Source organism: Neptuniibacter marinus, assembly GCF_965223595.1.
Taxonomy (GTDB): Bacteria; Pseudomonadota; Gammaproteobacteria; order Pseudomonadales; family Balneatricaceae; genus Neptuniibacter; species Neptuniibacter marinus.
The window spans coordinates 2,602,413-2,626,073 of record NZ_OZ245004.1 but is presented as its reverse complement, the minus strand read 5'-3'; the positions used below and the strand labels follow the sequence as shown (position 1 = coordinate 2,626,073).

General features: G+C 42.3%; 18 protein-coding genes and 1 pseudogene. All 19 read left to right on the top strand.

The features are described from left to right. Nucleotides 1–81: 81 nt before the first annotated feature. The 19 genes and pseudogenes from leuB (at nucleotide 82) to ACOQOE_RS12310 (ending at nucleotide 23,659) form a co-directional block, all read left to right on the top strand. Nucleotides 82–1,161 carry a 3-isopropylmalate dehydrogenase gene (gene leuB, locus ACOQOE_RS12400; RefSeq protein ID WP_067863997.1) on the top strand — a complete coding sequence of 360 codons (1,080 nt, stop codon included), beginning with the start codon at nucleotides 82–84 and terminating at the stop codon, nucleotides 1,159–1,161. A 151-nt stretch (nucleotides 1,162–1,312) separates the two neighbouring features. Then, complete coding sequence (asd, locus tag ACOQOE_RS12395) at nucleotides 1,313–2,428, top strand: aspartate-semialdehyde dehydrogenase (RefSeq protein ID WP_420554150.1); 1,116 nt, start codon at nucleotides 1,313–1,315, stop codon at nucleotides 2,426–2,428. Nucleotides 2,429–2,502: 74 nt separating this feature from the next. After that, the gene (locus ACOQOE_RS12390) at nucleotides 2,503–3,525 is read left to right on the top strand and encodes an aspartate-semialdehyde dehydrogenase (protein WP_420554149.1); all 1,023 of its coding nucleotides are present in this window, start codon (nucleotides 2,503–2,505) and stop codon (nucleotides 3,523–3,525) included. Nucleotides 3,526–3,668: 143 nt separating this feature from the next. Then, nucleotides 3,669–6,503: a FimV/HubP family polar landmark protein gene (locus tag ACOQOE_RS12385; protein WP_420554148.1), complete on the top strand. Its 2,835-nt coding sequence runs from the start codon at nucleotides 3,669–3,671 to the stop codon at nucleotides 6,501–6,503. Nucleotide 6,504: 1 nt separating this feature from the next. After that, the gene (gene truA, locus ACOQOE_RS12380) at nucleotides 6,505–7,356 is read left to right on the top strand and encodes a tRNA pseudouridine(38-40) synthase TruA (protein WP_067864009.1); all 852 of its coding nucleotides are present in this window, start codon (nucleotides 6,505–6,507) and stop codon (nucleotides 7,354–7,356) included. A 56-nt stretch (nucleotides 7,357–7,412) separates the two neighbouring features. Beyond that, the gene (locus tag ACOQOE_RS12375) at nucleotides 7,413–8,051 is read left to right on the top strand and encodes a phosphoribosylanthranilate isomerase (protein WP_420554147.1); all 639 of its coding nucleotides are present in this window, start codon (nucleotides 7,413–7,415) and stop codon (nucleotides 8,049–8,051) included. Continuing rightward, complete coding sequence (trpB, locus tag ACOQOE_RS12370) at nucleotides 8,041–9,261, top strand: tryptophan synthase subunit beta (RefSeq protein ID WP_067864012.1); 1,221 nt, start codon at nucleotides 8,041–8,043, stop codon at nucleotides 9,259–9,261. Before ACOQOE_RS12375 ends, trpB begins: the two co-directional genes overlap by 11 nt. A 21-nt stretch (nucleotides 9,262–9,282) precedes the next feature. Then, on the top strand, nucleotides 9,283–10,086 hold the full coding sequence (gene trpA / locus ACOQOE_RS12365) for a tryptophan synthase subunit alpha (protein WP_420554146.1): 804 nt from the start codon (nucleotides 9,283–9,285) through the stop codon (nucleotides 10,084–10,086). A 15-nt stretch (nucleotides 10,087–10,101) separates the two neighbouring features. Further along, a complete protein-coding gene (accD, locus tag ACOQOE_RS12360) occupies nucleotides 10,102–11,031 on the top strand; it encodes an acetyl-CoA carboxylase, carboxyltransferase subunit beta (protein WP_067864018.1) in 930 nt (309 codons plus the stop codon). Between the two features lie 117 nt (nucleotides 11,032–11,148). After that, complete coding sequence (gene folC / locus ACOQOE_RS12355) at nucleotides 11,149–12,369, top strand: bifunctional tetrahydrofolate synthase/dihydrofolate synthase (protein ID WP_420554145.1); 1,221 nt, start codon at nucleotides 11,149–11,151, stop codon at nucleotides 12,367–12,369. Beyond that, nucleotides 12,370–12,933: an SPOR domain-containing protein gene (locus tag ACOQOE_RS12350; RefSeq protein WP_420554144.1), complete on the top strand. Its 564-nt coding sequence runs from the start codon at nucleotides 12,370–12,372 to the stop codon at nucleotides 12,931–12,933. It begins immediately after the preceding gene. 64 nt (nucleotides 12,934–12,997) lie between these two features. Continuing rightward, a complete protein-coding gene (locus ACOQOE_RS12345; protein WP_067864027.1) occupies nucleotides 12,998–13,492 on the top strand; it encodes a CvpA family protein in 495 nt (164 codons plus the stop codon). 33 nt (nucleotides 13,493–13,525) lie between these two features. Further along, on the top strand, nucleotides 13,526–15,043 hold the full coding sequence (gene purF, locus ACOQOE_RS12340; RefSeq protein ID WP_067864030.1) for an amidophosphoribosyltransferase: 1,518 nt from the start codon (nucleotides 13,526–13,528) through the stop codon (nucleotides 15,041–15,043). Between the two features lie 12 nt (nucleotides 15,044–15,055). Next, entirely contained in the window at nucleotides 15,056–16,273 is a 1,218-nt protein-coding gene (locus ACOQOE_RS12335; protein ID WP_067864033.1) for an O-succinylhomoserine sulfhydrylase, read from the top strand. Between the two features lie 246 nt (nucleotides 16,274–16,519). After that, a complete protein-coding gene (locus tag ACOQOE_RS12330; protein ID WP_420554143.1) occupies nucleotides 16,520–17,470 on the top strand; it encodes a tRNA-dihydrouridine synthase in 951 nt (316 codons plus the stop codon). Between the two features lie 29 nt (nucleotides 17,471–17,499). After that, nucleotides 17,500–19,503 carry a methyl-accepting chemotaxis protein gene (locus tag ACOQOE_RS12325; protein ID WP_420554142.1) on the top strand — a complete coding sequence of 668 codons (2,004 nt, stop codon included), beginning with the start codon at nucleotides 17,500–17,502 and terminating at the stop codon, nucleotides 19,501–19,503. A 195-nt stretch (nucleotides 19,504–19,698) separates the two neighbouring features. Further along, nucleotides 19,699–19,969, top strand: a pseudogene (locus tag ACOQOE_RS12320) (macro domain-containing protein). A gap of 424 nt (nucleotides 19,970–20,393) precedes the next feature. Further along, nucleotides 20,394–22,892: a bifunctional diguanylate cyclase/phosphodiesterase gene (locus ACOQOE_RS12315; RefSeq protein WP_420554141.1), complete on the top strand. Its 2,499-nt coding sequence runs from the start codon at nucleotides 20,394–20,396 to the stop codon at nucleotides 22,890–22,892. Nucleotides 22,893–22,966: 74 nt separating this feature from the next. Beyond that, nucleotides 22,967–23,659 (top strand): ABC transporter substrate-binding protein, encoded by a 693-nt coding sequence (locus ACOQOE_RS12310; RefSeq protein WP_420554140.1) that lies wholly within the window; start codon nucleotides 22,967–22,969, stop codon nucleotides 23,657–23,659. Nucleotides 23,660–23,661 lie beyond the last annotated feature (2 nt).

Genomic DNA, 23,661 nt, shown 5'->3' with positions numbered 1-23,661 from the left:
GTTTTTATGTTTGTTCATTCCAGCATAAGTAGATAAAAATTTTAAATCTTGCAATCGTAAGATGAAGGAAAGGTTAAGTAGATGTCTAAGAATGTATTGATCCTGCCAGGTGATGGTATAGGTCCTGAAATTGTAACTGAAGCTCGTCGTGTTTTAGAGTTGGTAAATGCGCAGGATAATTTAGGTCTTGAGTTGACAGAAGCGCTTGTCGGCGGTGCTGCTATTGATGCTGATGGTGTGCCGCTTCCTGAAGCGACGCTTGCCGCGGCTAAAGCTGCAGATGCTATTTTGTTAGGAGCCGTGGGTGGACCACAGTGGGATACTAACCCTGATTTCCAGATCCGTCCTGAAAAAGGGCTGTTAGGTATTCGTTCTAATTTGGGGCTGTTTGGTAACTTGCGCCCAGCTATTTTGTACCCTCAGCTGGCTCATGCCTCTTCGCTGAAACCAGAAATTGTTTCGGGCCTTGATATTCTGATTGTACGTGAATTAACGGGCGGCATTTACTTTGGTCAGCCGCGGGGTATTCGTGAGAAAGAGGGTGGTATTCGTGAAGGCTACAATACCTATGTTTATGATGAGAATGAGATTCGTCGCATTGGTCGTGTGGCCTTTGAAGCGGCGATGGCTCGTGATAAGCGCCTTTGTTCTGTCGATAAAGCTAATGTATTGGAAGTAACTGTTCTATGGCGCGAAATAATGGAAGAGCTTGCTAAGGAATATCCGGAAGTCGAGCTTAGCCATATGTATGTAGATAACGCTGCAATGCAGTTAGTACGTGCACCTAAGCAGTTCGATGTAATGGTAACCGGCAATATGTTTGGTGATATTCTGTCTGATGCCGCCGCAATGCTAACGGGGTCTATCGGTATGTTGCCTTCGGCTTCTCTTGATGTGGATGGTAAAGGCATGTACGAGCCATGCCACGGTTCTGCACCTGATATTGCTGGGCAAGGCCTTGCTAACCCATTAGCTACCATCTTGTCTGCAGCGATGATGTTACGCTACTCCTTAGGTGCAAGTGATAGTGCTGATCGTATTGAAAAAGCAGTTAGCACCGTGCTAGATCAAAACTTCCGTACAGGGGATATTTGGTCTGAAGGTATGCAGAAAGTCTCTACTTCAGAGATGGGTGATGCGGTGGTTGCAGCACTTAGTTGAGCTGTGAAATAGAACCTTGATAGATAAGCTCAATTATAGCGTCTAACACGGTTTTATTGCATAATGTTCGTCCTTGTCGGTTCCAGAGGTAGTAATTTACTTTTGGAGCCGATTTTGTGTTTATTTGAACCCGAATTTTTTGGTGAATTTGATGAAACGTGTAGGTTTTGTTGGCTGGCGCGGAATGGTTGGTTCCGTGTTAATGCAACGCATGATAGAAGAACGAGATTTCGATCACATCGAAGAGCCGGTCTTCTTCACTACTTCTCAGGTAGGACAGGCTGGTCCAGATATTGGTAAAGATATTCCAGCGTTGAAAGATGCAGCATCTATTGAAGAGCTTAAACAGATGGATGCCATTATTTCCTGCCAAGGTGGTGACTACACGAAACAGGTTTACACTGACCTGCGTTCAGCTGGTTGGGATGGTTATTGGATCGATGCTGCCTCTTCTTTGCGTATGGATGATAGTGCGATTATCGTGCTAGACCCCGTTAACATAAATGTCATCAAAGATGGCTTGAGCAGCGGCGTTAAAACCTTTGTCGGTGGTAACTGCACTGTATCACTAATGCTTATGGGTCTAGGTGGTTTGTTCCAAGCAGATCAGATTGAGTGGATGACATCTATGACCTATCAGGCTGCTTCAGGTGGCGGTGCGCGTCATATGCGTGAATTGATCTCCCAAATGGGGGTGATCAACGATTCTGTAGCGACCGATTTAGCAAATCCAGCCAGTGCTATTCTTAATATAGACCGTCAAGTGGCTGAAACGATTCGTAGTGACGCGATGCCGGTCGATAATTTTGGTGTACCTTTGGCGGGCTCTTTGATTCCATGGATCGATACTAAGCTTGAAAACGGTCAGAGCCGTGAAGAGTGGAAGGCTTATGCTGAAACTAACAAGATTCTTGGTTTAGACGATAGACCGATTCCTATTGATGGTACGTGTGTTCGTATTGGTGCAATGCGGTGTCATAGCCAAGCATTTACCATCAAACTGAAACAAAATGTGCCAATGGATGAGATCGAGTCTATGCTGGCAGAAGCGAATGATTGGGTTAAGGTTGTACCTAATGAACGCGATATAACGGAGCAAGAGTTAACACCAGCTAAAGTGACTGGGACATTGAGTGTGCCTATAGGTCGTTTGCGCAAAATGAATTTAGGCGATGAATTTCTAAATGCATTTAGCGTAGGTGATCAGTTGTTATGGGGTGCGGCTGAGCCGTTGCGTCGTATGTTGAGAATCTTGTTGGAAGATTAGCTTTTCTGGCACGAATCAAATTTTTTACTAGCCCGACTTTGTTCGGGCTGGTTTGTTTTTAGGGTATGAAAAAAATGGAACAAGGCTATAAAGTTGCAGTTGTTGGCGCAACAGGTATTGTTGGTGAGACTATATTAGAAATTTTGGAACAAAGGGAGTTTCCTGTTGATGAGCTGTTCTTGCTTGCAAGTAGTAACAGTGTAGGGAAGAGTATGCAATTTAGTGAAAAATCGTATCGTGTGACTGATATAGATGAGTTTGACTTCTCTATTGCCCAGATTGCTTTCTTCACGGCAGGATCGTTGGTTTCAGAGGAGTATGCGCAAGCCGCAGCGGATCAAGGCTGTATTGTTATTGATAATACCTCCTGCTTTCGGTATGAATATGATGTTCCGTTGGTTATTCCTGAGGTTAATCCTGAAAGTATTGCTGATTTCCGTAACCGAGGGATTATTGCTAATCCTAATTGTTCTACGATCCAGATGCTTTTGGCATTAGCTCCAATTCACCGTCATGCTTCAATAAAGAGAATTAATGTTGCTACCTATCAGGCAGTATCAGGTAGTGGAAAAAAAGGTATTGAAGAGTTAGCAGGGCAAACGGCCAAACTGCTAAATGCTCAAACGCCAGAAAATGACGTTTATCCTAAACAGATCGCCTTTAATGTGCTGCCGCAAATTGATGATTTCCAAGATAATGGCTACACAAGAGAAGAGATGAAAATGGTTTGGGAGACCCAGAAAATATTGGGCGATGAAGCGCTAAGCGTTAATCCTACCTGTGTCCGTGTACCTGTTTTCTTTGGTCATAGTGAGGCTGTACACTTGGAATGTTGGGATAGTATCAGTGCTGAAGAAGTAAAAGAATTGATGGTGCAATCTCCGGGTATAGAGTTGGTTGATGAACAGGTTGATGGCGGATATGCTACAGCAGTAAGTGACGCAGCGAAGAATGATGATGTATTCGTTAGTCGTGTTAGGGAAGATATTTCTTGTGAAAATGCTATAAATATGTGGATAGTTGCCGATAACGTTAGAAAGGGAGCTGCCTTAAACAGCGTACAAATAGCGGAAATTTTGGTCCAACAGTACATTTAAAGGGCTTATATCATAGGAAATGCAAACAGGTGTTTGTATTTCCTTGACCAATAAGTGGTTTATAAACAATACTGTGGGAAGATTTCGGAATCGCAACCCTCGGATTAGTGTAGGGTTTTGTGGGTAGGGGAACAGGGATACTGATGATGTTGCGAAAACTCGCAGTCAGCCTTGCAGTGGCAGGGATTATAGGCGCGTCTAATGCTAATGCACTTGGTTTAGGCGAAATAAAAATTAATTCGGCACTTAATGAGCCTCTCAATGCAGAGATCAAACTTCTTCAGGTGAGGAAGCTAGGTCCACTACAAATACAGCCTAGGATGGCTGATATTGATGAGTTTGCATTGGCAGGACTTTCTAAGTCGCGATTTCTTACTGATGTTAGCTTTCAAGTAAAAGTTAACCCTGATGGCACGGGTATGATAACCATGCGATCAGCGAGGCCCGTAAAGGAACCTTTTCTTAACTTCTTAGTTGAAGTGAATTGGCCTAATGGACGTCTAGTTAGGGAATATACACTCCTACTTGATCCGCCAGTATTTGATCCTACGCCTGTTCGTAAGACAGTGCAGCCATCTGCGTCTTCTTCTACTAGCAGTGCTTCAAAGCAAACAAAACCTGCTAATACAAGTTCAAACACTAATAACTATCGAGCAACTGACGGTAAAGTTCGGGTTGGTAAGAATGACACGCTTTGGTCAATAGTTATTAAGCATCGTCCGAGCGAGAGCGTCTCTGCAAAAAAGATGATGATCGCTTTGCAGAAAAAAAATCCTAAGGCCTTTGTTGATAATAATATTAACGGATTAAGGTCTGGTGCGGTTTTAACTCTACCTACATTAGATGAAATCAATCGTCTAAATGAGCAAGACGCTGCTCTAGAGGTGGTTCGTCAAGCATCTCAATGGAAAAATAAGACGGCACCTAAAGCAGAAGCGGCTGCCGTAGCACCGATCGATGAGTCGAAAGAAAAGCCGGCCCCAGATAAAGAGACTGGAACGGATCAACCGGATCCAGTGCCGGAAGATGAAAAGTCTGCCGAATTAAAGATTGTTACACCTAAAGAAACGCTTGAGCCTGAAGACGGCGTAGCTACTGATCAAGCAAAAGCTGAGTCGGATTCGGCACCAGAAGAAGTGCTGCCTGAAGCTCAAGATGCGATCGATGATGAAACTCTAGCGCTGAGTGAGCGTAACGAAGAGTTAGAGGCGCGCTTAAGTGAATCTTTAGAGAATGTAGATCGGATTACACGTGAAAACGTAGAGCTGAATGAGCGACTAGATGCTATTCAGTATGAGCTGGAAAAGCTTCGTGAGATGCTTGAGCTTAAAGATAATGAGCTAACAGTCCTGCAAAACAAGGTTGTCGCTGCTGAAGCGGCACCTAAACCGGCACCCGAAAAGAAAGGTTTCTTCAGCTCCCCGCTAATGCTAGGGGGAATTGGTGCGGCAGTTGTTGCGTTATTAGCCGGCTTACTATTCTTTATGCGTCGCCGTAAAGAGGAAGATTCAGACCCCGCTGATGATAGTGCATTGATGCAGGTTCCAGATGAATTGAATAGTGCTCCAGAAGAAGAACTCGCAGTTGAGCCTGAATCAGAGGATGAGCCTGAGCTTGAAGAGGTTGCGGAAGAACTGGATATAGGGGATGAAGCGGATCTACTTGAAGATTCTGATTTAGAACTAGGTGACAGCAATGATTTAGACGATTTAGATGATCTAGATCTTGATATGGACATGGATTTAGATCTGGAAGAAGATCCTGCTGGGGACGTACTGCCGGTAGTTGAATCTGAGAGTGGGCCTGATGATCTGGATGATATCTTAGACGATGATGAATTCGATTTAGGTTTAGATGATGATCTTATCGAAGAAGATACTACATCAGAAAGTGAACCTGATGCTTTAGATGATATATTAGGTGAAACCAACGAAGAATCTGATGATCTTGATGATATTTTAGGCGAGGTTGATGATTCAGATACTGCTGTAGATGATTCAGATATCGATTTAGAATTGGATGATATCGACTTTGATATGGGTGATGAGGCGGATGTTATTGATGCGCCAGAGGAGTCTGTTGATGAGCAAGCTGAGTTAGCTGATGATGGATTAGATTTCGTTGTAGAACCTACTGCGAAAGATTCTGCAGAAGAGAGTGATAGCGAAGCTGATGAATTAGATACCTTGTTAAATTCAGTGTCTTCTGAAGATATAGATGAGCTTAATGAAGCTGCAGAGCAGACGGATGAAGATGATCTTGATTCTATTCTTGGTGAGCTGGATGAAGTCGATACGGATTCCTCTGATATAGAGCTAGATTCCTCCGCTGAATCAGATGCAGAAGCTGATCTTGAGGCTATGTTAGCGGCCAATGAAGATCCTGATGATCAGCCAATGGAAGGCTTAGTCGATATTGATGAGTCAGTAGAGGATGATTCTACTGATGATGATTTAGAGGCGTTGCTGGCTTCAGTTGAGAACGATTCTGATGAGCTGGGTGATTCAGAGCTTGAAGAACTAAATAAGGAAGATGCTGCTTCTGAACTGGATGCCATGCTTGATGATTTAGATGCGGGAGATCTAGCAATGGATTCTTCTGAGGCTGCTTCACTGGTTGATGATGAAGAGCTGGTCGTTGAAGATGAAGGTTTAGAGTCAGGCGTTGCTGATGAATTAGAAGCAGATCTAGATTCAGAGTTAGAAGCTCTATTGAATAGTAGTGATGATATCGAGCTGGAAGAACTTGCAGCTGAGGATGACGATGTGTCAGAAGATGAAGATTTTGACGAATTAGCAGGTTTGAACCTGTTAGAAGGTGCGGATGAAGTTGAAACTAAACTTGATCTAGCGCGTGCGTATATGGATATGGACGATCTTGATGGCGCTAAAGATATCCTTGAAGAGATTGTTTCTGAAGGGAATGAACAGCAGAAAGCTGAGGCTGAAGCGCTGATTACATCCATTAACGAAAAGTAGTATGTCAAAGAAAAAGAATAATGGGCCTGCGGGCCCTTCTCAAGGGGCGATTTCGATCGCCCCTTATCGTTATGCCTTGTGCGTTGAATATTCGGGTGCCGCCTATAGAGGGTGGCAGATTCAAAAAGAAGAGGACGTTCCCAGTATTCAGGAAGAGGTGCAAAAGGCGCTTTCAAAAATAGCAGATTCTCCTATCAGCGTCGTTTGTGCGGGCCGTACAGATGCTAGAGTGAATGCGACTTATCAAATTATCCACTTTGATAGCCCGATTGAACGGGCTGATCGAGCATGGGTAATGGGAACTAACAGCTATCTCCCTGAAGATATTGCAATCCAGTGGGCGACGCCGGTGAGTTCGACGTTTCATGCAAGGTTTTCAGCTTTGGAGCGCCGTTATAGGTACTTGATTTACTGTAATTCGGTTAAGCCTGGGATAATGCCCCGTGGTGTAACATGGACCTATAAAGATCTAGATGTTGCTAGAATGGCTGAAGCGGCTCAGTATTTGATTGGTGAACATGATTTTACCTCTTATAGAGCTGTTGGCTGCCAAGCTAAGAGTCCTATACGTACCGTGAAGCAGTTTGAAGTCTATCAATCAGGTCATTTAATTGTTTTGGACGTCTGTGCTAATGCCTTTTTGCATCATATGATACGCAATTTTGCAGGGGTTCTTATGTCGGTGGGTAGTGGTGAGGCAGAGCCGATCTGGGCAAAAGAGGTTTTAGAAGCAAAGGATCGACGCAAAGGAGGGGTGACTGCGCCTCCTTTCGGGCTTTATTTTGTGGATGCAAAGTATCCTGATGAGTTTGCTCTACCAAAATCCAAAATAGGTCCGTTTTTCCTGTCATAGTTGACTGACGTAAAGCGATGCAATCTGATAAGATCTGCACTCAATGACTTTTTCATGTGAAATTTCAGCTAGTGAATAGAACGCGCGTTAAAATATGTGGCATTACTCGTCTTGAAGATGCTTTAGCAGCGGTTAGCTCAGGTGCTGATGCGTTAGGCTTTGTTTTTTATGCAAAGAGCCCGCGTGCCATTGAGCCGGAGGCCGCTGCGGCTATTATTAGGCAGCTCCCCGCCTTTGTAACGACGACAGGGTTATTTGTTAACGCTGATGCCGCATACATTGATCTAGTTATTAAACAAACACGTATAGATTTACTGCAATTTCACGGTGATGAGACTCCAGATTTTTGCAATAGCTTTTCTCGACCTTATATAAAAGCGTTGCGTATGAAACCGGGTCTCGATCTAGATGTAGAGTCTCATAAATACGCTGAAGGTCAGGCTATTTTATTGGATGCATACCGCCCCGGTGTTCCCGGTGGCACAGGTGAAGTATTTGATTGGGATCTGATCCCTAAAATACATCCATCGCCAATTATATTGGCAGGAGGATTAACCTGTGAAAATGTTGCGCAAGCAGTAAGCGCTGTTCAGCCATTTGCCATTGATGTCAGTGGTGGTGTTGAGCAGAGTAAAGGCATTAAAGATGCCGTTAAAATTGATAAGTTTATAAATGAGGTAACCCGTGCCAACTAATATCGATCTTAAAGCACTTGCTCAGTTGCCCGATAGTAAAGGCCATTTTGGCCCTTACGGTGGGCGTTTCGTTTCCGAAACTCTAATGGCTGCGCTTAAGCAGTTAGAAGAAACTTATGAAAAGTTGTGGCGAGATCCAGCGTTTCAGGAAGAGTTTGACCGCGACCTTGCTCATTATGTAGGCCGCCCTTCACCTCTTTATCATGCGTCACACCTGTCTGATAAGGTGGGCGGCGCTCAGATCTATCTGAAACGTGAAGATTTGAACCATACGGGTGCTCATAAAATTAATAATACGATTGGCCAGGCATTACTGGCTAAGTTTACCGGTAAACCGCGTGTAATTGCAGAGACTGGAGCGGGGCAGCATGGTGTTGCGACTGCAACGGTTGCTGCGCGCCTAGGCCTTGAGTGCAAAGTATATATGGGTGCTGAAGATGTTCAGCGACAGTCACTTAATGTTTATCGTATGAAGCTTCTTGGTGCAGAAGTGATTGCTGTCGAGTCAGGCACTCGTACACTGAAAGACGCCATGAACGAAGCGATGCGCGACTGGGTAACTAATGTTGATGATACATTTTATATTATCGGCACTGCTGCAGGCCCTCATCCTTATCCCAAGCTTGTGCGTGACTTCCAATGCGTTATTGGACGTGAAGCGCGTCAGCAATGTTTGACGCAAATAGGCCGTTTACCGGATGCTTTGGTTGCTTGTGTGGGTGGTGGCTCAAATGCAATAGGTCTGTTTCATCCATTTATCGAAGATGCTGATGTTAAAATGTTTGGTGTTGAAGCGGGTGGTTACGGTATCCAAACGGGTCAGCATGCCGCTCCCCTATCAGCAGGTAGCCCCGGTGTCTTACATGGTAATCGTACTTACTTAATGTCCGACGATGCCGGTCAGATTATTGGTACACATTCAGTATCCGCGGGTTTGGATTATCCGGGTGTAGGGCCAGAACATTCCTATCTTAAGGATATAGGCAGAGCTGTTTATGTAGATGCTACAGATGATGAAGCGATGGATGCTTTCCGTGCCTTGACACGTATAGAAGGTATAATGCCCGCCATTGAATCTAGCCATGCGGTAGCTTATGCAATGAAATTGGCAAAAGAGATGGATAAGGATCAGACCATTGTGGTCAACCTATCTGGTCGTGGTGATAAAGATATTCATACGGTCGCACAGATCGATGGCATCAATATCTGATTTGTGCGAGGGAACTGAATTATGAGTCGTATAAGTACTAGCTTTGAAAAGCTAAAATCGGAAGGGCGCAAAGCGCTCATTCCTTATGTAACCGCAGGCGATCCTGCACCGAGTGTAACAGTAGGCCTTTTACATGGTTTAGTTGAAGCGGGTGCTGATATAATTGAATTAGGAGTGCCTTTCTCTGATCCTATGGCTGATGGCCCTGTCATTCAATTAGCTTGCGAGCGTGCATTACAGCACAATACTCGTTTGCTTGATGTCTTGGACATGGTAGCGGAGTTTCGTAAACAAGATACCGTTACGCCGATTGTCTTAATGGGCTATTTGAATCCTATAGAGATCATAGGTTACAAACGCTTTGCGGACGAAGCGAAAAAAGCGGGTGTTGATGGTGTATTAACGGTTGATCTGCCGCCTGAAGAGTCTGATAACTTTGATCAGATCATGCGGGCGCATGGCATAGATACCATTTATTTAATCGCACCTACTACTGAAGATGAACGTATTAAATATATCTGCGAAAATGGCAGCGGTTACCTTTATTATGTTTCAGTTAAAGGTGTCACTGGATCGGCTTCACTGAATGTTCAGGAAGTAGCCGATAAGCTAGAAGATATTCGTCAATATACAGATATACCATTAGGTGTTGGCTTTGGGATAAAAGATGCCGATTCTGCAAAAGCTGTTTCTGCAGTAGCTGATGGTGTGATAGTCGGCAGTGTTTTGGTGAATAAGATCGCAGATCTAGTGAAAGAGCATGGGCAGATAGCGCCGCAAGTATCTGCAATTATAAAAGATATGCGTATTGCAATGGACAGCTAATTAGGGTTTTAAAAAATGAGTAACTGGCTGGAAAAAATCGTTCCTTCTCTGGTACGTTCAGAGAAAAAACGTTCAAATATTCCTGAGGGACTTTGGAAAAAGTGCCCAAAGTGTGAATCTGTTCTGTATCGTCCAGAATTAGAGAAAAACCTGAATGTTTGTCCTAAATGTGATCATCACATGCGTCTTCATGCGCGTCGTCGCTTGGAGTTGTTTCTGGATGAAGCTAATCGCCAAGAGATCGGTGTTGATATTGAGCCTATTGATCGCTTGAAATTCAGAGACTCAAAAAAATATAAAGATCGTTTAGCCGCCGCTCAAAAAGCGACAGGGGAGAAAGATGCCCTGATTGCCATGCGCGGTGAGCTCGAAGGTATGCCAATTGTAGCCGTGGCTTTTGAGTTCAGCTTTATGGGTGGCTCTATGGGAGCGGTTGTGGGTGAACGTTTTGTTCGTGCAGCTAATATTGCTCTTGAAGAGAATATACCTTTTATTTGCTTTTCTGCCTCAGGTGGGGCACGTATGCAGGAAGCGCTGTTTTCTCTTTTCCAGATGGCAAAAACGAGTGCTATTCTTGAGAAGCTGCGCTTGCAAGGCACACCTTACTTGTCAGTGTTAACTGATCCGGTTTATGGTGGTGTTTCCGCGTCTCTGGCAATGTTGGGCGATCTAAATATTGCTGAGCCTAAGGCGCTAATGGGCTTTGCTGGACCGCGTGTAATAGAGCAAACCGTACGTGAAAAACTACCAGAAGGTTTTCAGCGTAGTGAGTTCCTATTAGAGCATGGTCAAGTGGATATGATTATTAATCGCAGTGAAATGCGATCAGGCCTATCCAGAATTTTGCGCAAGTTTGTGCATGAGAGTCCTGTACCTATAGTTGAGACTGTTGAAGGAGAGGTAGTTTCTGATGCGGAAATACCACCTTCACCTGTTAATGACTAAGTATTAGCAATAATCTTAATGGCCGACGTGAAAACGCCGGCCATTTTAGTTTTCTATCACTAAGTAGTTATGAATCAAACGGCGAAAAATTTTACTCTGACTGAATGGCTTGCATGGATGGAAAGTTGCCATCCTTCTGAAATTGAGCTTGGGTTAGAACGTATTAAAACGGTTGCTAATTCATTAGCTATAGACCTTTCCGCTTCCAAAGTAATTACTATTGCTGGAACTAACGGTAAAGGCTCTACAGTCAGCTATCTTGATTCAATTTATCGCAAGGCAGGTTACTCTGTCGGGTGTTTTACCTCCCCTCATTTTCTTCATTATAACGAACGAGTTAAAATAGACGGTGTGAATGCATCTGATAGTTTGCTTTGTTCTGTCTTTGCAAGAATAGATAACGCTCGGGGTCAAATACCTTTGACCTATTTTGAGTTTGGTGCTTTAGCGGCCTTGCTTATTTTTTCTGACTTAAAACTTGATTTGGTACTTCTAGAAGTTGGGTTGGGTGGGCGCTTAGATGCTGTCAATATAATCGATGCAGATGTTGCGGTGGTAACGACTGTTGCGCTCGATCATATAGATTGGCTGGGCGATAATAGAGAGGATATCGGCAGAGAAAAAGCAGGTATATTTCGATCATCTAGGCCTGCAGTTTGTGGTGATCTTAATCCTCCGTTATCAGTATCTTCCGTTGCGAATGAGCTAGACGCTCAGTTATTTCAGTCAGGAAAAGAGTTCTCTTATACGCAGGAAATGGATAGTTGGTCGTGGCAAGGACTATCTTCAGTAGGAGAAAAGCTGTTTATCCATAATATTCCTCTGCCCCATTTACCTATTCAAAATGCCGCGACAGTTTTACAAGTCATTCAATGTGTAGGTCTGAAGGTGGATGAAGAAGTTATTCGTTCAGGTATAGGTACAGCTACCTTAACCGGACGAATGCAGTTAATAGAAGTAGGTAATACACGTTATTGGTTAGATGTTGCACATAATCCTGAAGCTGCTGAACTTTTAAGTCAAAAAATTGAATCTATGACAGGTGAGGTAACTCTTGTACTCGGGATGCTTGCAGATAAAGATTGTCGTCAAGTGATTGAGTTGTTGGCACCTAAGGTTGATTGTCTCTATTTTGTTGATCTAAATGTACCTAGAGGCCAAAAAGCTTCAGCGTTAGCCGAGTTTCTTCCTAGCAATACGCCGGTAAAGCAGTTTTCCACTGTAGCTGATGCTTTAAATCTATTTAAAAATAACCACAACAGGTCTGGTGATGTTATTATTGCCGGATCGTTTTTTACTGTCAGCGCTGCGCTGGCCGCATTAGGAAAGGAAGAGTAAATGCAGCAAAAAATTAAATATCGGCTGACAGGGTTAGCTGTGATTTTAGTCTCCGCTGTTATTGTTTTTCCTATTTTTTTTGATGGGGCTGGCTATCAAGAACGTCATCTCACATCTGAAATACCAGAAGCGCCCGAACGTCCAGAAATTGTACGAATTCAACCTCAGAATCAAGCATTACCCGATACATCATTAGCTGCGGAACCAATGTCACCAGTACCTTTGCCTAAAGCACCGGAGAATGTACAAAAAGTGATAGATAAAGAAGCCGCAGACCATAAAATCGACATCGATATTCATAAAGAACAACCTGTTTTAGATCAACAAGGCGTGCCAGTTGCTTGGACTTTACAATTAGCTAGTTTTAAAGATGAAGCTAATGCAAAAGGTTTACGCAAACAATTGATCGCCGAAGGACATAAAGTTTTTACCCGAAAGCAGGGTGATTTAGTCAAAGTGTATGTTGGACCTGAGTTCCAAAAGTCTAGATTAGAAACACTTAAATTGAAGTTAAAAACTGACTTCGGACTTAATGGTATTATTGTTCGCTTTACGACGCAGTAAGAATACGTTTAGTGGTGTTAGAAACTCTGATAAAATGCGCGCAATTTTACATTGAGCAGTGGATATGAATTGGGCTGACTGGACTATCTTAACGATTATAGGGATTTCAAGCTTATTTAGTTTGAAACGAGGCTTTGTCCGTGAGGCGTTATCACTGATTACTTGGGTTTCTGCGTTTGTAGTGGCTCGATTGTTTAGTCAATCACTGTCTTTTTTACTCGAACCTTATATTCAGACACCATCAGTACGTTTGGCCGCAGCCTTCGCTATTCTTTTTATAGCGGCACTAATTGTTGGGGCTTTGGTCAATAAGTTGATAGGGGTTCTTGTCGAAGCGACAGGCCTTTCGGCAACCGACCGGATTTTAGGTATAGGTTTTGGTGCAGCAAGAGGCGGTTTAATTATCGTAGCAATTGTTGCATTGATTGGAATGACTCCAGCGATCAATGATCAATGGTTTAAGGAATCGCAGTTGATTCCACATTTCTTATTAATGGAAGCATGGACGAAAGATGTAGCGGGCGATGTTGGCCGCATGATCTGGAATGCGGGACGCTAAATTTCTTTAGTTTGCACTTTGAGGTGAGTTTTAATGTGCGGGATTGTTGGCATTGTAGCCAAATCTAATGTGAACCAGACTATTTTTGATGCCCTAACTGTATTGCAGCACCGGGGTCAAGACGCAGCAGGCATGGTAACTTGTGAGGGAAACCGTTTCTTTTTGCGTAAAGACAATGGCTTGGTGAACGAAGTATTTCGTACCCGCCATATGAAACGTCTGGCAGGGAATGTGGGTATAGGCCATGTTCGGTATCCAACCGCAGGAAGTTCTAGTTCTGCAGAAGCACAACCGTTTTATGTTAATTCACCTTATGGGATAGCACTTGCCCACAATGGTAATCTAACTAATGCGGAAGATGTTGCAGAACAGATGTTCCGTGCAGACCTTCGTCACATCAATACCACGTCAGATTCTGAAGTACTGTTAAATGTTTTAGCTCACGAGCTGCAACTTCAAGGTAAGTTGAAACCACAAGCGGATGATATGTTTGCTGCGGTTCAGCGTGTGCATGAACGTTGTAAAGGTGGTTACGCTGCGGTTGCGTTGATCACCGGCTATGGCATGTTAGCGTTTCGAGATCCTCATGGTATCCGCCCTTTGATCTATGGTAAGCGTGAAACTAAGAGTGGGACTGAATATATGGTTGCTTCAGAGAGTGTAGCACTAGATATTTCAGGTTTTGAGCGTGTTCGCGATATCGCACCGGGTGAAGCGATCTATATTGATATGGATGGCAATGTATTCACTCAGCAATGTGCGGAAAAGACCAAGCTAGCACCATGTTTGTTTGAATATGTGTACCTAGCACGTCCTGATTCAATAATGGATGAGGTCAATGTACATGTTTCTCGTATGCGAATGGGCAAAAATTTAGCCGATAAAATTATTCGTGAAAGACCTGATCATGATATTGATGTCATTATTCCTATCCCTGATACCAGTCGTACATCGGCGATGGAGATGGCGAAAGAGTTAGGTGTTACTTTCCGCGAAGGTTTTATCAAAAACCGGTACATTGGCCGCACTTTTATCATGCCTGGCCAAGTTCAGCGTAAGAAATCAGTACGTCGAAAACTGAACCCAATTGGTATGGAATTTAAAGACAAAGTTGTAATGTTAGTGGATGACTCTATTGTTCGCGGCACGACTTCTAGTCAAATTGTTCAAATGGCTCGTGATGTTGGGGCTAAGAAAGTTTATTTTGCATCAGCTGCGCCTCCAGTTAAATATCCAAATGTCTACGGTATTGATATGCCAGCGGCTGAAGAGCTTATTGCACATGGTCGAACAGATGAAGAGATTGGTAAAAAGATTGGTTGTGATTGGATGATCTATCAAGAACTAGATGATCTGAAAAAGTCAGTTTCCGATGGTAATCCAAAAATTACTGCGTTTGATACCTGTGTTTTTGACGGTCAATACGTTGCCGGTGATATTGATGCTGGTTATTTGAAACGCTTAAAAGCTGCCCGTAAAGACTCTGCTAAAGGCAAGAATAAACAGGCGGGTAGTAATGAGTCTTCAAACCTATGCAGTAAAATAGATTAAGAGGCGCTATTAATGTCTATTTCTGATTATGAACGTGCAGAGCGTATTCAATTTGATCCTGAAGGATATGATTTGGGTACCTTGGCTGTGCGCGCAGGTCAGCATCGCTCCCTTGAAGGGGAGCATAGTGATCCTATCTATCCTACCTCTAGTTTTGTATTTTCAAGCGCACGTGAGGCCGCTGCACGTTTTGGTGGAGAAGAGGAGGGGAATATCTACTCTCGTTTTACCAACCCAACAGTGCAGTTTTTTGAAGAACGGATTGCTGCCCTTGAGGGGGGGGAGCGCGCAGTAGCTACATCATCCGGCATGGCCGCTATTTTAAGCACTTGCCTCGCGCTAATGAAAGTGGGGGATCATGTTGTATGCTCCCGGAGCGTGTTTGGGTCAACGGTATCTCTTTTTGAGAAATACCTATCTCGGACGGGTATTACTACGACATTTGTTGATCCAACGGATCTTCGATGTTGGGAAGATGCAATTACAGAGAATACCAAAATTCTATTTTTGGAAACGCCCTCAAATCCACTGGCTGAGTTAACCGATATTTCAGCTGTGGCCGAGATTGCCCATAAGCATGATGTTTTGTTGGTTGTGGATAACTGCTTCTGTACACCGGTTCTTCAGCAACCGCTAAAACAGGGGGCTGACATCATTATTCATTCAGCGACTAAGTACCTTGATGGACAAGGGCGTTGTGTGGGTGGTGTAGTTGTTGGCGCGCAGAAAGAGATGGAAGAGGTGTTTGGCTTTATCCGTACTGGCGGTGCTTGTATGAGCCCCTTCAATGCTTGGGTCTTTCTAAAAGGCTTAGAAACATTGAAAATTCGTATGGATGCCCATTGCCGTAATGCTCTTGAGATCGCTAACTGGCTCGAAGAGCAGACGGGTGTTGAACGTGTATTTTACTCTGGATTAGAGAGCCACCCTCAGCATGAGCTAGCTAAAAAACAGCAATCAGGTTTCGGTGGCGTGCTTTCATTTGAAGTTAAAGGTGGTCAAGAGGCTGCTTGGCGCTTTATTGATGCGACCACTATGGTATCGATCACTGGGAACTTAGGTGATGTGAAAACTACGATTACTCATCCCTCTACGACAACTCATGGACGTATGAGTGAAGAGGATCGTGTTTCCGCGGGTATTCATCAAAACCTTATACGTTTGTCAGTAGGTATTGAAGACATCGATGATATAAAGGCGGATATGCAACGGGGTTTAGCTGCGCTCTAGCTTGTTGTAATATCGATAATAAGGGCCCGCCAAGAGCGGGTTTTTCATTATATGAAAGTATATTTTCTTTCAATTGACGGTGAATGGATTACTCAATAATTCGTTTAAGTGGATTGGGAGCCAATTTTTTAGCCCAATCTAATAAATTCTATAGTTTAAAACATCTTATCTTGTTTACTTTGAAGTACCTTTGTTAATAGCAGCTATAATGTAGTGGTTTCCAGTGATTTTACCTGTAATTATATTTTGAAAATTATTCTCGCGCCGATGGAAGGCGTTGTTGATTACACAATGAGAGATTTGCTGACTCAGATAGGCGGCATTGATCAATGTGTTACTGAGTTTGTCCGTGTAAGTGATCGTGTGTTGCCGGCAAAGGTTTTTAGGCGTTTGTGTCCTGAACTGCTTAATGGTGGTAAAACAAGAGCGGGGACGCCCGTGGCATTACAGTTGCTTGGCAGTGATCCTTCGGTATTAGCGGGTAATGCGCGCAAAGCGGCTAAGCTTGGGGCACCTAGTATAGACCTTAACTTTGGTTGTCCGGCTAAAACAGTTAATAAAAGTAAAGGAGGGGCTGTTTTACTTGATACTCCTGAACTAATTTATGAAATTGTTAAAGCCGTTCGAATAGCCGTACCGAGTGATACCCCAGTGACGGCTAAAATGCGTTTGGGGAACAAAGATAAATTCTTAGCAATGGAAAATGCACAGGCGATTGACGAAGCTAAAGCTGATGGCTTAACTGTGCATGCGCGGACTAAGCTTGAGGGTTATCGCCCACCTGCTCACTGGGAATGGATAAGGCTTATCAAGGAGGAGATTAGTATCCCTGTAACCGCCAATGGTGAAGTCTGGAATTGGCAGGATTATCAAAAATGTAGAAATATCACTGGCTGTGATGATGTGATGATTGGACGAGGGCTGATTGCTAAACCAGACCTAGGAAAAGTCATAAAACATCATCAAGCGGATGAAAATGTTAAAGCATTAGATTGGCAGGAAATACTCCTGATTGTGGACAGATATTTAGATCGGGTTGAGCAGGATATTGCCGCTAAATATGTACATGGTCGTGTGAAACAATGGCTATATCACTTGCAGAGAGAATACACTGAAGCAGAGGTTTTGTTTGAAAAAATCAAAAAAATTAAGGAACCTTCTTTACTAAAGCTTGCCTTATATGGCTTGTTTGAATAACCATTCAAAAAATTGTGGAGATGTAAAAAATGGGATCTTGGATTAGACCAGCAGTAAAACTGATGGGTAGCATGAAATACCCAGCAAAGTTCACTATTGTTAGTGTCCTTTTTCTGATTCCGTTGATATTAACGGTTGTTTTGTACTGGCAGGAGTTGAGTCGCAGTATTAACTTAACTCAGTCAGAATTACGTGGCATCGAGATTATTCAGCTGACCGAACCTTTAGTTGTGAATATAGGTCAACATCGTGGGCTGACCAATGCATTTTTAAATGGTAATACAGCAGTAGAAAGTAAAGTTTTAGATCGTCGCGCTAAAGTTGATGCGGCACTGTCTAATCTGATAGCAGGATCAACAGATGTCAGCCCGAAGACACAAGAGATTCTTGCTGACTTAGATATACATTGGCAGAATCTGATCGCTAATATTAACAATCAATCTCCAGCTGAGATCTTTGAATTGCATAACGAATTCTCTGCCAAAGTACGAGATTTCAATCATATTTTGTTGCGTGAGTTTTCTTTAGAGTTGGATCCTAGCGCTAGTAATACTTATTTAATTGATAATGTTGCGGTGTTTTTACCGTTAATTATCGATGAAACAGGCCAGTTGCGTGGCAAAGCAGCGGGTGTTGCAGCAAGGGGGGCTTTCACACCAGATACATTTATTTATCTAAATAATGTTATTGGTCATTTGGATGAAGTATATCCAGCTTTGCGCATTGGATTAGATATGCCTGAATTATCATCTATGGCTGATGACATTAAGGCTGCAAAAGATGGGATCCGAGATTATATTAGTTATATCCATCAACACGTAATAGAACCCGATAACTTGACGGTGGATTCCAATAAAGTCTTTGCCGAAGGTACTGCAGCCATTCAGAAAGTTCTGAGTTTATATCAAAGTATGCTACCCACCTTATATGAGAAAGAGAATGCTTATTTAGAGAAGCAGATTTTTAGTCGTAATTTAATTTTGGCCGTTATCATTATTACCATTTTTTTAGCTTTTTACCTGTTCCTTGGTTTTTATCGCTCAACGATTCAAACAATGCATGAGTTTAAAGATATATCTGAAAAGCTGGCAAATGGCGACTTATCTGCGCGCTTAGATTATCAAGGTAAAGATGAAATGGGAGCCATATCGGCAGGGATGAATAAAGTCGCTGATGGTTTCGAAGTTTTAGTGCGTGAGGCGCAACGGGCGACTGATCTTGTGGCAAGTAATTCAAAACATTTAGTGAGTGAAGCATCTGAAACACGTGATGGTGTTGCGCGACAAAAAGAAGAAATCGCACATATAGCGGATGGTGTAGGCGATTTATCTGCAAGTGCTTCTGAAATAGCACAAAATACAAGTATGGCTTCTACTACAGCTCAAGGTGTTGAAAGCATTGCTTCAGAAGGGCTATCAGTTGTGCAAAAAACCACAGCGTCATTTACTCAGTTATCGAATGAGGTTAGCAGCACAAGTGAAGTTATTAGCGAATTAGATCAAGATGTGCAAAATATTCATGCTGTTTCAGGTGTGATTAGTGAGATTGCAGATCAAACAAATTTACTCGCACTTAACGCTGCGATTGAAGCTGCGCGCGCGGGGGATCAAGGGCGAGGTTTTGCTGTTGTTGCTGACGAGGTTAGAACACTAGCCCAGCGGACACAGGAATCTACCGGTGAAATTCGTGAAACGCTAAGTAAATTGCAAGATTGTGCAACCCGCGCAGTCGCTATGATGGAGCGTACAACGGGTTCAGTTACCGAAAATGTATCCGAAATGGCTCGAACCAGTGATGTCTTGCATGAGATAAACAATGCCCTGTCTGATATGAATATAATGAACACTGGTATCGCATCCGCAGCAGAAGAGCAAAGCGGTTTGGTTAATGATTTACATAACAACTTAGCTGCTATTAGTGATGTGGCGAATAATTCAGAGAGAGCTGCAAAGAATACCTCTAGCCTAGCTGAAGAGATGTCTCTATCTGCATCCGATCTTGAGCGTGCTTTAGCGCGCTTTTCTCGGCGTTAACGAGTATTTAGGTATTTTTATTAAGTCCGTTGTTAATTACTTCGGGTTTTTTCGTATTTAAAGATAAGTAACAGGTTGTACTTAAGTTAATTAAATTGAATGTAGATTATATTGCGTAAAAGGCCATGAATATTGATAAACGTATAGAAATTATTCAAGGCGATATTACCCGTCTACAGGTTGAAGTCATTGTTAATGCTTGGTGATTGCCCTACTGGTGCAGCACGATTAACTAAGAGCTACAACCTCCCCGCAGCTTTTGTCATTCATACTGTCGGTCCCATCTGGTATGGATGGAAATGAGGCAGATCTCTTAGCCCAGAGTCATCTACCCTGTTTAGAGTTGGCGGAAGCTCATCAATTTTTAATGATTGCTTTTCCTGCAATCAGTTGCGGCGTTTATGGTTACTCCTTAGAGGAGACTGCTCTTGTGGCATTAGAGACAACAACTGGTAAGTTAGATTGAATGCCGCATATAGAAAAAGTAATTTTTTGTGTTTTTAGCGATAAAATACAAAAAGCCTATGGGCTGTCAGCTAAAAAGTTGTACATAGGCTCTATTATTCCCCTTTTTTTGTTGAACAGACTATTCCTATCGACACTCCCTCTACTGTAAAAAGAAGTATAGATTTTAAATCAGATAGACTTGTTGAATAGTCTTTTCTATCTATACTTAAAAGACGTAGTTTCTATCTTAGATATTTACCCTAATACAAGGATTGTAACTTTTCACTGTTTCAGCTGTTTTATTTTTATTGCCCTTTATTCTATTGAATAAAGGGCGCTTTTTACTGAATTCTTAATTTTTTTTAGCTTTAAAAAGGAGAGGGAGAAATTATTTTTTACATTATTTCCTCTATAGATTGCACTGGCGCTTCAAACGAGGCGCTATGAGCGATATATCGATGAGGCTATCGGATAATAGAAAGTTATTATTTTTAATCCGTTATACATCTGTTGCTATTGTTTGCGTATTTGCGTTGGTTGCTACACTGGCGGCCATTCAAGACAATCGTATGAAAGCTGTCCGTAGTATCGAAAACCTTAGAAATGAATTGTTAAATCAGCGTAAAGAGCTAGTTAGGTCGCAAGTAAACCAAGTTTATAAACAACTACTCCTTCGGCAATCGAAATTAGAAGCAACCCTGAAAAGCCAAGAAAAAGAGCGAGTTTATGAAGCCTATGCTATAGCTCATCATATCTATGCTAATAACCCAGATAAATCAAAGTCTGAAATGACTAAGCTGATTTCTGAAGCTCTCCGTCCAATAAGTTTTTTTAATGGACGCGGTTATTTTTTTATTCTAGATAACCAAGGAACGGTAGTGATGGATGGTCTTAATCCAAGCCTTGAAAACCAGTCACTATGGAATGTCAAAGATAAAAAAGGTAATTATTTTGCTCGACGGTTGCTTAACATTGTGGATGCTCAAGGAGAAGGTTTTCTGTATTGGACCTTCCCGAAGCAAGATGGCTCCGAAGATAAGCAGTTCGAGAAGCTAGGCTTTGTTCGAGAGTTTGAACCTTATCGTTGGGTTATAGGAGTTAGCGAATATATTGATGATTTTGAACAGGATGCTAAAAAAGACCTGCTCGACTGGTTTACCGGTTATGAGTATGGAGAGGGAGGATATTTCGTCGTACTGGATAAGCAAGGGACGCTCCTATCGCACCATTATAATGATTTTGTAGGTATAGATTTAGCAATAGGCGATAAGCTTAGTGATACTTTGTTTGGTGAAATATCAAAACAAGTTGAGCAGGGAGGAGGCTATGTTAGTTATCAGAAACCACTTACGATTAGTGGAGAAGCCGCGCTTGAACATATAAGTTACGTTCGCGAAGTTAAAGGCTGGGATTGGATTATAGGCACGGGCTTTAACTACAAAACATTTGAAAAGTATCTTAAGAAAAAAGAGAAAGCACTAGCTAAATACAATGATCAAAGCTTAATTCAACTGATCGTTATAGCTGTTGTAGCAATTATTTTGTTGGTTACGGTATCTCTGTACGTCAGCCATTTGATTGCCCGGCGTTTTGAGGCTTTTCAAAAGCGAATTGAGCTAGATTTCTATAGATTACAGAAAGTTAAAGATCAGATGGAACATATGGCTCTACATGATGATTTAACTGGGCTGCCTAATCGGCTTTTATTAACTCAAAAAGTAGAGGCGAGTATTAAATATACCTCTGAGCAAGGGGGAAAGCTCGCAATATTTTTTATCGATATCGATAACTTTAAAAATGTGAATGATCTTTATGGCCATTCAGTAGGGGACCAACTTCTAAGAGAGATTAGCTGCACATTTAAGGCACTTATTACTGAAAAGGACGCTGTGTGCCGATTTGGTGGAGATGAGTTTGTATTTTGTTATTCGAATCTTAAAAACCAAGAGGATGCTCATTTACACGCCAAACGTATACAAAGGGCGTTAGCAGAGCCCTTTATTATAGCTAGTAGAATTATAACGGTTAGCTGTAGTATCGGCGCCACACTATATCCAGACGATAGTAAGGATGTAGGAGTGTTGATTAGTAAAGCAGACACAGTACTTTACCGATCAAAAAATCAGAGACGAGGGCAGATTGTTTTTTATGATGAATCTATCAGTGAGTATATAAAATACTTAATGAATGTGGAGCATGAAGTCGTTAATGCAATAACCAGTGATGAGATATCTGTTTGTTATCAACCCCAGATCGATATAGCAACTAAAAAGCTTGTCAGTGTAGAAGCGCTGGCCCGTTGGAGTAACTCTTATTTGGGAGATGTTCCTCCAGAAACCTTTATTACTGCTGCAGAAGAGACGGGCTTGATACACAGGCTTGGTTTATTTGTGTTAAAAAAGTCTTGTGAAGATATTTACCGGTTTTCTCCTAATGGAAAAGGGGCAATAGGGCTCTCTGTAAATGTCTCGCCTATGCAAGTGTTAGAGCCAGAATTTAGTACGGCGGTTATTGAAATATGTACCCATATAGGGATTGATCCACGTAGAATTACTTTAGAGATTACAGAAAATATTTTTATTCATAAGCTTGATAAAGTCCTACCTGTATTTAATCAACTAAAAGAACAGGGGTTTAGTTTATCACTGGATGATTTTGGTACCGGTTATTCATCGCTTAGTTATATTAATAACTTACCCTTAAGTGAGATAAAAATTGATCGCTCCTTTATTAATAAATTTTTAGAGGGAGGGCAAAGTGACATGCTTGTACGCATGATTATTAGTTTGGGGCATTCGTGTGGAATGACAGTGGTTGCAGAAGGCGTTGAAACGGAGGAACAGTTTGAAAAGTTAGTCGCCTATCAGTGTGATTTGGTACAAGGCTATTATTTTGATCGACCCCTATCAATTGAATCACTTATGGAGCGTTACTCTACTTGATAAAGCATAAATTGTTGAGAAAGGAAATGACTCTGTTTCAAAAAGGCTTCAGTCTCACTTGCAAGAAGCTTTGGATGGCAAAAATGGCCATAATGCTGTCTATGCTCAGTATTTTTCCTAGCCTTTCGTTTTCGGCACCCATTGAGGTAAGCCTTTGGCGTCACCTTGCTAACGAAAAAGAAGTTGATGCCTCTTTAGCAGCAATCAAGCGTTTTAATCAGAGCCAAAAACAGTGGCTGATTGTTCCAGACTTTATTCCAGAGCCTGCCTATAACCAAGTGTTAATTGAAGCGGCTCGGGCAGAAGTGTTGCCATGTATTATTGATATTGATCAGCCTTTGGTCCCTAACTTTGCATGGAATGATGTTATTCGGCCTCTTGATGGGATTATTGATAGGAATCTACTTAATTCGATCAATGCATCGGGTAAGGGAACCTATCAAAAGCACGTTTATTCAGTGGGTCAATTTGATGTTTCGTTAGCGCTATTTACCCGCAAGTCCTTACTTAATAAAGTAGGAGCCAGAATACCTACGCTAGATCATCCTTGGAATAAAAATGAATTAATGGACGTTATTCGCTTAATTAAAGCAACTGGTGAATATGACTATCCATTTGATATGCGTCCCCATGATAAAACTGAGTGGATTACTTACGCTTGGGCTCCTTTAATGTTGTCCTGGGGGGCCGACCTTATTGATCGTGATAACTATACGCAAGTCGATGGTGTATTAAATTCGCCAGAAGCGGTTGAATTTGGTCGATGAAT

What these genes read in the sequence shown, in the direction of transcription:
- leuB (WP_067863997.1), top strand. Translation starts at nt 82, where the DNA reads ATGTCTAAGAATGTATTGATCCTGCCAGGTGATGGTATAGGTCCTGAA.
- asd (WP_420554150.1), top strand. Translation starts at nt 1,313, where the DNA reads ATGAAACGTGTAGGTTTTGTTGGCTGGCGCGGAATGGTTGGTTCCGTG.
- ACOQOE_RS12390 (WP_420554149.1), top strand. Translation starts at nt 2,503, where the DNA reads ATGGAACAAGGCTATAAAGTTGCAGTTGTTGGCGCAACAGGTATTGTT.
- ACOQOE_RS12385 (WP_420554148.1), top strand. Translation starts at nt 3,669, where the DNA reads ATGATGTTGCGAAAACTCGCAGTCAGCCTTGCAGTGGCAGGGATTATA.
- truA (WP_067864009.1), top strand. Translation starts at nt 6,505, where the DNA reads ATGTCAAAGAAAAAGAATAATGGGCCTGCGGGCCCTTCTCAAGGGGCG.
- trpA (WP_420554146.1), top strand. Translation starts at nt 9,283, where the DNA reads ATGAGTCGTATAAGTACTAGCTTTGAAAAGCTAAAATCGGAAGGGCGC.
- accD (WP_067864018.1), top strand. Translation starts at nt 10,102, where the DNA reads ATGAGTAACTGGCTGGAAAAAATCGTTCCTTCTCTGGTACGTTCAGAG.
- folC (WP_420554145.1), top strand. Translation starts at nt 11,149, where the DNA reads ATGGAAAGTTGCCATCCTTCTGAAATTGAGCTTGGGTTAGAACGTATT.
- ACOQOE_RS12350 (WP_420554144.1), top strand. Translation starts at nt 12,370, where the DNA reads ATGCAGCAAAAAATTAAATATCGGCTGACAGGGTTAGCTGTGATTTTA.
- ACOQOE_RS12345 (WP_067864027.1), top strand. Translation starts at nt 12,998, where the DNA reads ATGAATTGGGCTGACTGGACTATCTTAACGATTATAGGGATTTCAAGC.
- purF (WP_067864030.1), top strand. Translation starts at nt 13,526, where the DNA reads ATGTGCGGGATTGTTGGCATTGTAGCCAAATCTAATGTGAACCAGACT.
- ACOQOE_RS12335 (WP_067864033.1), top strand. Translation starts at nt 15,056, where the DNA reads ATGTCTATTTCTGATTATGAACGTGCAGAGCGTATTCAATTTGATCCT.
- ACOQOE_RS12325 (WP_420554142.1), top strand. Translation starts at nt 17,500, where the DNA reads ATGGGATCTTGGATTAGACCAGCAGTAAAACTGATGGGTAGCATGAAA.
- ACOQOE_RS12315 (WP_420554141.1), top strand. Translation starts at nt 20,394, where the DNA reads ATGAGCGATATATCGATGAGGCTATCGGATAATAGAAAGTTATTATTT.
- ACOQOE_RS12310 (WP_420554140.1), top strand. Translation starts at nt 22,967, where the DNA reads ATGGCAAAAATGGCCATAATGCTGTCTATGCTCAGTATTTTTCCTAGC.